The sequence below is a fragment of the Acidiplasma cupricumulans genome (genome assembly GCF_001402935.1).
Classification (GTDB): Archaea; Thermoplasmatota; Thermoplasmata; order Thermoplasmatales; family Thermoplasmataceae; genus Acidiplasma; species Acidiplasma aeolicum.
The window spans coordinates 1-7,773 of the sequence record NZ_LKBH01000028.1 but is presented as its reverse complement, the minus strand read 5'-3'; the positions used below and the strand labels follow the sequence as shown (position 1 = coordinate 7,773).

The 7,773-nt window shown below is 37.0% G+C and carries 8 protein-coding genes; 3 read left to right on the top strand and 5 right to left on the bottom strand.

Annotated features, from left to right (window positions below; translation table 11 throughout):
- Nucleotides 1-62: 62 nt before the first annotated feature.
- Nucleotides 63-791: a hypothetical protein gene (locus AOG55_RS01140; protein WP_055032281.1), complete on the top strand. Its 729-nt coding sequence runs from the start codon at nt 63-65 to the stop codon at nt 789-791.
- Nucleotides 792-805: 14 nt separating this feature from the next.
- Here the strand turns inward: AOG55_RS01140 and dnaJ are convergent, their stop codons facing one another.
- Genes dnaJ through AOG55_RS01120 form a run of 4 tightly spaced genes read right to left on the bottom strand, consistent with a single transcriptional unit; the run spans nt 806 to nt 5,306 of the window.
- Nucleotides 806-1,897 carry a molecular chaperone DnaJ gene (gene dnaJ, locus AOG55_RS01135; protein WP_055032280.1) on the bottom strand — a complete coding sequence of 364 codons (1,092 nt, stop codon included), beginning with the start codon at nt 1,895-1,897 and terminating at the stop codon, nt 806-808.
- 6 nt (nt 1,898-1,903) lie between these two features.
- A complete protein-coding gene (dnaK, locus tag AOG55_RS01130; protein ID WP_048101657.1) occupies nt 1,904-3,778 on the bottom strand; it encodes a molecular chaperone DnaK in 1,875 nt (624 codons plus the stop codon).
- Between the two features lie 6 nt (nt 3,779-3,784).
- Complete coding sequence (locus AOG55_RS01125) at nt 3,785-4,303, bottom strand: nucleotide exchange factor GrpE (RefSeq protein WP_231563421.1); 519 nt, start codon at nt 4,301-4,303, stop codon at nt 3,785-3,787.
- Nucleotides 4,304-4,349: 46 nt separating this feature from the next.
- The gene (locus AOG55_RS01120) at nt 4,350-5,306 is read right to left on the bottom strand and encodes a thiamine-phosphate kinase (protein ID WP_048101659.1); all 957 of its coding nucleotides are present in this window, start codon (nt 5,304-5,306) and stop codon (nt 4,350-4,352) included.
- 115 nt (nt 5,307-5,421) lie between these two features.
- Here AOG55_RS01120 and AOG55_RS01115 point away from each other — a divergent pair, with 115 nt between their 5' ends.
- Nucleotides 5,422-5,994 (top strand): chorismate mutase, encoded by a 573-nt coding sequence (locus AOG55_RS01115; RefSeq protein WP_054963827.1) that lies wholly within the window; start codon nt 5,422-5,424, stop codon nt 5,992-5,994.
- A gap of 1 nt (nt 5,995) precedes the next feature.
- The gene (locus tag AOG55_RS01110; RefSeq protein ID WP_048101661.1) at nt 5,996-6,631 is read left to right on the top strand and encodes a hypothetical protein; all 636 of its coding nucleotides are present in this window, start codon (nt 5,996-5,998) and stop codon (nt 6,629-6,631) included.
- Here AOG55_RS01110 and AOG55_RS01105 read toward each other — a convergent pair.
- Nucleotides 6,614-7,672, bottom strand: coding sequence for an archaeosine biosynthesis radical SAM protein RaSEA (locus AOG55_RS01105; RefSeq protein WP_048101662.1), 1,059 nt, complete (start codon nt 7,670-7,672; stop codon nt 6,614-6,616). The two genes, AOG55_RS01110 and AOG55_RS01105, sit on opposite strands and share 18 nt — an antisense overlap.
- Nucleotides 7,673-7,773: the final 101 nt, after the last annotated feature.

Below are 7,773 nucleotides of genomic sequence, written 5' to 3'. Positions count from 1 at the left end.
GCTCTTCCGATCTGATAATTTATTAAAAAAAGTTTTTTATAATAAAATAACATTATTTTAATATGGCAGAGGATGTTATTAAAAAAAATAAGGAATATTATTTAAAGTCATTATCTCTTGAAGACCAGTTTTCAAGACTTGATGCATGGTACAAGGTTGATTTTCTAATAGACAATGGGATACTTACAAAGGACTATGTGATAGAGAATAAAAATCAGTTTCTGGGCCTTTTAACAACTGATGATGAAATGGTTAAGGTTCATGCCTGGGTTCTTGCAAGGCGATTTGCTGATGCAGGGTACATAACAAAGGAGGATATTGTTTCCAGAAAGGAGTATTTGCTTCCATATATAAAATCTGGGGATTTAACCGCATGGTGGAATGCCATAGACCTGATTCTTGGAAATTACCTTGACAAAACATACCTTATACCCTATAAGAACGTGTTTATAGAGAGCCTTAAAAGCCAGAATGCAGGTGTTGTAAGTGACGCATGGCATATGCTACCGCTGTTAAAGTCCGGGGGTGTAATTGTTGATGGCGATTATGAGGAATATAAAAAATTTCTTTTTAATGTATTAAAATCACCAAATCAGTATATAAGGCTCAATGGATGGGAAACAATAATTGACCTTGCAGAAAAGGGCATAATAAATAAGAATGATCTTGACCCATACAGGAGCATGGCAAAGGAGCTGGTTGAGGGTGAGGATTTAATTAAATTAACATCGTTGTTTGATACAACAGAACATGATTTTAAGGAAAGACTTAAAAATATAGATTTATTATAAATTTAAAAATTTATTTATATGTGAAACCATGATTTTTTGGTGGGTTCACCCTTTAGTTCCTCTATGAGTTCCTTTTCCTTTGCTGTTAGATGCTTTGGAACATCAAGCTTAATGATAACCAAAAGATCCCCGGAACCATGTGAGTTTATTCTGGGCATTCCTGCACCCTTTATTCTTAGAACATCATCAGGCTGTGTACCTGCCGGAATATTTAATTTAAATTTTTCTTTAAACAATGAAACCTCAACCTCGCCGCCCAGGGCAGCTGTTGGAAAGTCTATGTGATGCTTTACATATAAATTATCCCCTGATCTGCGTATCTCTGAATTATTCTGGACATATATTACGGCATAGAGGTCCCCTGTAACACCACCATATGAGTTGCCCTTTTTTGCAACCCTGAGCTTTATATTTGTATCTGCACCTTTGGGTATATTTATAGATATATTCTCCATTTTTGGTACCGTGCCTGTACCCTTACATACCGGGCATGGTTTAACAGGTATTTTACCCCTGCCGTTGCATGTTCTGCATGTTGTTACTGTAACCATCTGGAAGAATCCCTGGCCGCGTGTTATTCTCTCCTGGCCTGTGCCGTGGCATGTTGGGCATGTCATAAGCTTGCCATCAACGGCGCCTGTACCATTGCAGGCATCGCACATTGCATCCCTCTTGTACTTGACAGATTTTGATGTGCCATAATATGCGTCCTCCAGTGTTATATTAACCCTGATGTATATATCAAGATCTGGCTGGTTTGTATATCCGCCGCCGAAGAAATCGCCGCCGGATGAGCCGCCAAAACCGCCAAAAATTTTGCTGAATATATCATTAATATCATCAAAGTGCGTAAAGTCCTGCCAGTTAAAGTTGGATGCGCCGCCATTGAATTCGGCAGATCCGGTGGCATCATACTGCTGTCTTTTTTGTGGATCTGACAGCACCTCATACGCCTCGGCAATCTGCTTAAACTTTTCCTCGGCCTCCTGGTTTCCCTGATTTAAATCAGGATGGTATTTTTTTGCAAGTTCCCTGAATTTTGCCCTTATTTCATCCTGCGTTGCATTTTTGTCGACACCCAGGATTTTATAGTAGTCCTCTGCCATGTTCCATCATTTGTTTTCCTTATAATCTGCGTTTACGGTATCGCTGTTTTCACCGGATGTCTTATCATTTGAACTATCCGACTGATTCTCACCGGAAGTGCCGGCATTACCTGTATTATTCTGGTTATTGGCCGAGGCACTGGCATACATCTTTGCCCCAACCTCCTGAATTTCCTTGGTAAGTTTTTCTGTAATCTCCTTGACCTTTGGTATGTCCTTCTGTGAAATTGCATCCCTTAAGTCCTTTACTATGGCCTTTATATTATCTTTTGTTGCGCTGTCTATTTTATCACCGGCATCATTGATTGTTTTTTCAGCGGTATATGCAAGGCTCTCCGCATTGTTTAATGTTTCTATATTTTCCTTCTCCTGCTTATCCTTCTCGGCGAATTCCTCAGCCTCCTTTTTCATTCTTTCTATTTCCTCCTTGGAAAGCTTGTTTGATGCGGATATTGTGATTCTCTGTTCCTTTCCTGTGCCCTTATCCCTTGCTGAAACATTTAATATGCCATTGGCATCTATATCAAATGTAACCTCTATTTGTGGAACCCCCCTTGGTGCTGGAGGAATACCTTCAAGATTAAACATTCCAAGGGATACATCATCCTTGGCAAGTGGCCTCTCCCCCTGAACAACGTGTATTGTTACAGCAGTCTGCATATCCGCTGCTGTTGTAAATACCTGGGATTTTTTAACAGGTATTGTTGTATTTGCAGGTATTAACGGTGTCATTACACCACCAAGTGTTTCTATTCCAAGTGTTAATGGTGTGACATCCAGAAGCACTATGTCCTTAATATCCCCGGTAAGTACAGCACCCTGAATTGCGGCACCAATTGCCACAGCCTGCATTGGATCAACACCACCCTCAGGCTTTTTGCCAAAATATTTCTCTATAAATGAGTGAACATATGGCATCCTTGTTGGTCCACCTATAAGTATGATTTTATTTATATCCTCCTTCTTGAGCTTTGCACCCTCTATGGCCTTATTTAATGATTCGGCTGATTTCTCAACTATTGGTGCCACAAGCTCCTCAAGCTTTGCCCTTGTAAGCTTGTATTCAAGATGCTTTGGACCCTCCTGCGTGGCAGTTATATAAGGAAGGTTTATATCAGTTTCAAGAACTGTTGATAACTCTATTTTTGCCTTTTCCGCGGCATCCCTCAATCTTATGTATGCAGATTTATCCTTTCTTAGATCTATGCCCTCCTTCTGTTTAAAATCATCTGCAAGGAAGTTTACAATAGCCTCATCCATATCACTGCCGCCAAGGTGGGTATCACCAGACGTTGAAAGCACCTGGAATACTCCCTGACCAAAGTCCATAACTGTTACATCAAGTGTACCCCCACCAAAATCATATATTAATATTTTAAGCGATTCATTAAGTTTATCAATACCGTAAGCCATGCATGCTGCTGTTGGCTCATTAATAATTCTCCTTACATTTAGACCGGCAATTGCACCTGCATCCTTTGTTGCCTGCCTCTGATTATCATCAAAATATGCAGGAACGGTAATAACAGCATCTGTCACTGGCTCTCCAAGAAATGTCTCTGCATCCTTCTTAATTTTTTGCAGAATAAATGCGGATATTTGCTGGGGTGTATACTCCTTTCCGAATATTTTATATTTGTAATCTGTACCCATCTTTCTTTTGGCTGCGTAAACTGTACCCTCTGGATTCAGTAAAGCCTGCCTTCTTGCAGGTTCACCAACAAGCAGCTGGCCATCCTTGGTAAATGCAACATAGCTTGGGAAGGATTTTCCACCCAATGAGACTCCCTCGGCTGCCGGAATGACCTCTGGCTTGCCTGAAATAACTACTGCTGCTGCTGAATTGCTTGTTCCTAAATCAATACCTATAATCTTGCTCATTTTAACTCACCTTTTTGAAACTATTACCTTTGCGGTTCTTAAAACCTCTCCGTTTAACATATATCCCTTCTGAACTACCTCAAGCACCTTTCCATCCTCACCCTGATCTGATACACCTATGGCCTCCTCAAGGTTAGGATCAAATTTTTCCCCCTTACCTGCTATTTCCTTTAGTCCGTATGAGCTTAATATTTTTATTATTTGCGATCTCACTGGTTCAAGTTTTGGATCGTGTATCATTCCAGCATCAAGTGTATCTAGCACCGGTAGAAGGTTTTTAATTATCTCACTGCCGGCATTTTTTCTGATGTTTTCAATCTCACGTTCCTTGTATTTTGCGTAGTTCTCCATCTCTGATCTCTGCCGTATGTAAAGATTCTTGTAGTCATTAAGATCTTCCAGGGTCTGTTTATACATTTCCATATATTTTTCAAGTTCATTGTTTTTCTTTGACATATTTAATCTCTTTCTGGCTTCTTCAATATCGTATTCTAAGGGGTCTATATATTCTTTGTTTTGGTTCATCATAAGTCTATATGTTCTTCTATATAAATATTTTTTATATAAACATTTACTTTTTATCCAGCGGGTCCTTAAGGAAGTGTTCATATCCCCTTTCATTTACATTAACCCAGCTATCATAATACACCATATTTGGACCATCATATGTTTCTCCTATTATGTATGCATCTATTTTGTATTTATTTATCCTATTTTTAAATGAATCGTAATTATTCTTTTCAACTGTAAAAAATAATTCATAATCACCACCGAAGGACATTACAATATCTGATTCTGAAACACCAGAAATTTGCGCTGCCCTGGAAACATCAGGGTCCTTCTTAATTTTGTTATAATCTATTTTAAATCCTATATTATAATCGTGCTTCATCTGATATATGGATGAGTATATCCCATCCGATAAATCCATCATAAACCGGGCACCGGCCATGCTTAAAATCTGTGCCTCCATTATCCTTGGATGAATTTCAAGCATTTTTTTTATTCCATATTCAGTTTTATATGAATTTTTATAAAATAGATAGCCTGCACCTGATCTCCCAAGAGAATTTGTTACAAGCACATAATGGTTTACTGCTATGTCTGATCTCCTGCGAATAAGTGAGGGTTTTTGCCTTCCAATTATTGTTCCTGAGGCCGTAAAATCATCACCCTCCTTTGTATCCCCGCCTATAATGCCTATGTTAAATTCTGATAATTTACTGTATATTCCGGAATAAAATCTTTTTAAATATTCCATGTCATAATCTGGGGATATTGAAAGTGATACCAGAAACCCCACAGGTATTCCCGCATCTGCAGCTATATCGCTCAGGTTTATGGCTGCAAAAAAGCTTCCAGCCATTTCAGGGCTTGCCCCCTCCGGTATATGAGTTTTTCTGGTTATTACATCTGTGGATAACAGCAAATCAAATGATCCCATGTTAAGCACTGCACAATCATCGGGTTCCCTATCCCTCGATATTAAATCTATTATTCGCCTTTCACCTATATCACTTAGTTTCAACAGAAAGTTATTGCCTTGAGAGATTTAACGTTTTTTATTACTTTATAAAAAACATCAGGGATTATATTTTCCCTCAAAAAATTATATATATGTGTGATAAATATTGTCATGGGTGATGGAATTAATATCAGACTTTGAAAATCTCAGAAGGGAAATGCTTGAAAACTCACGGGAAATAATAAGGCTGCTAAAACAGAGAATTAAACTGGCTCAGAAAATTGGGGAGATAAAAAAAATGAACGGCGGGGAGATACATGATTATAACCGTGAAAGGGAGATAATAAAGCTTATCTCCGGGGATAGATTTACACAGTCTGTATTAAATATACTTTTTGAATTTTCCATACATTATGAGTCTAATTCCCAGTTAAATTTACCAGGGTATGTATACAAAAATATTAATGGAAATAATTACATGGAATTTAATGGAGAGACCAAAAATCTGCTTGGAATGCTAAAATTTATTTTAAATCCAGGGTCCGTGGTATTTTCTGAAAATAAAGAATATAAAAATTTGATATCCGGCCCTGGTATACATATTATAAACCATAAAATTGAGGACCCTGACGTGTATGTAGATGTAAATGGTAATTATGGCGGTGACATAATAATCAATGGCAGGCAAATGCTAATTTCAAAGAATTTTCTGGAGAATAGAGAAAATATATACAGGGTAATAATAAGATAGTATGTTTACGGTAGTTGGAAGTAAGGGTAATCTGGGTTCGCTTTTAATGAAAATATTTCCAGATTCATACGGCGTCGATGTTGATAATGAGGAAAAGCTTTTTAATTATTTAAAGAAATCAGATTATGCATTTTTGGCAATACCACCTGACCAGGAGGAAAATATAATAAACAAATACAAATTTTTTACCGGATTTATAGAATTATCATCAGTGAAGCTAAGATTTTTAAAATTTAAAAACAGCATAATAAGCATACATCCACTTTTTGGTCCAAGAAGTTACGGTAAGATTAAGGATATAGTATTTATAAACGATATATCACCACCTGATTCCATGGGGAAAATTCAAAATATTTTTCCAGATTACAATATAATCAGCCTGAGTGCAGACCAGCATGATAGATTAATGTCTGAAATACTGGTAAAACCATATATTATTTCCATGATTTCCAGACCTCAGAATGGAAGTATAAAAACCAGTTCCTATGAAAAATATCTTGACCTGTGCAGCATTAGTTCACAGGAAAGCAAGGAAATACTTTATGATACAATATTAATGAATAAATATACTCAGAATGTAATAGACGAAATTCAGGGGGGCCTTGATTACATCAAAAATTTAATAAAAAATGGATGATCTCGATATTCTTTTTACAAGGGTATTATAGTCGGTTTGCAGTAAAAGTTTATCCTCAAGATCAAGTTCATAATTATACAATGAAAGATCCAGTGATGAGTAGTATTCCTTAAGTTCCGAGAAATTCTGTTCAAGAGATGATTTAACTATTAAATCAAGAAGTTTTTTATCAAACTTATCATCGTGAACGCCACGCTCCTTGCCACCACCTGTGGGATAAGAAAGAACAGGATATTTATGCCCTGACATCTCTATTAAAATCCTTGCAAGTGATATCATTCTTGGAGGCCTGTACAAACCCTTCTTCCATAATTTTTCAACAAGTGTATTTTTTTGTATATTCATTGGGTTTATTGATATATCGTTTGAATACTGTGCAGATATTTTTACAGAATTTTCAACATCAGCTATTGCTGATAGCTCCGATATAAACGGTGGCTTAAAAAGCAGGTAGGTTCTCAGCTCAAAACCCTCCTCCTTAATGAGCCTTGCTGCATCCAGATATTTTTTCAGCGTGCTGCCCTTGTTAATTGAATATTTCATAATATAATCATTGGCACTCTCAAGACCTATTGCAATTCTTACAGGAATATTATGGCGCTTAATATCTTCAAGTATGTCCTTCCTTATGTATTCTGTTCTTGATTCAACCAGTATTTTGTCAACCTTTCCCTTCATTTTTTCAAAGAAGTAGTTCCTTACAGATGGAGATACCTCCCGGGGGTCAAGAAAGCTTCCAGAGGTAAAGATCTTAACGACCCTGGCATCCCCAAGTGAATTATAAAGTTCATCAACCTGCTTAAAAAGATTCTCATCAATAATATTATCTGATGTATCATTAAAGTACCCGCACATTGAGCATGCACTAAACCTATACCATGCACAGCCAGTTGTTCTAAATATGCAGACAACTGTTTTTTCAGGAAATCCCCGTAACCTGTCAAGCTCCTTCCATACTGAAACAGGTCTGTTTGCATCTGCATCTTTTTTATCCCCGGGGATTAAACCTCTAATATAAAGTGATAGTTCCCTGCTTTCCATATTAAATTAACATGTTAATGATCTATATTATAATTATCCTTTTAAAAAACATTTATTTTCTTTTATAATCTGCATAGGAATTTAAAAAATTATCAATATCA

Excerpts from the sequence above, each read along its gene's own strand:
- AOG55_RS01115 (WP_054963827.1), top strand. The coding sequence starts at position 5,422 with ATGGAATTAATATCAGACTTTGAAAATCTCAGAAGGGAAATGCTTGAA.
- AOG55_RS01110 (WP_048101661.1), top strand. The coding sequence starts at position 5,996 with ATGTTTACGGTAGTTGGAAGTAAGGGTAATCTGGGTTCGCTTTTAATG.
- dnaK (WP_048101657.1), bottom strand. The coding sequence starts at position 3,778 with ATGAGCAAGATTATAGGTATTGATTTAGGAACAAGCAATTCAGCAGCA.
- AOG55_RS01140 (WP_055032281.1), top strand. The coding sequence starts at position 63 with ATGGCAGAGGATGTTATTAAAAAAAATAAGGAATATTATTTAAAGTCA.
- dnaJ (WP_055032280.1), bottom strand. The coding sequence starts at position 1,897 with ATGGCAGAGGACTACTATAAAATCCTGGGTGTCGACAAAAATGCAACG.
- AOG55_RS01125 (WP_231563421.1), bottom strand. The coding sequence starts at position 4,303 with ATGAACCAAAACAAAGAATATATAGACCCCTTAGAATACGATATTGAA.
- AOG55_RS01105 (WP_048101662.1), bottom strand. The coding sequence starts at position 7,672 with ATGGAAAGCAGGGAACTATCACTTTATATTAGAGGTTTAATCCCCGGG.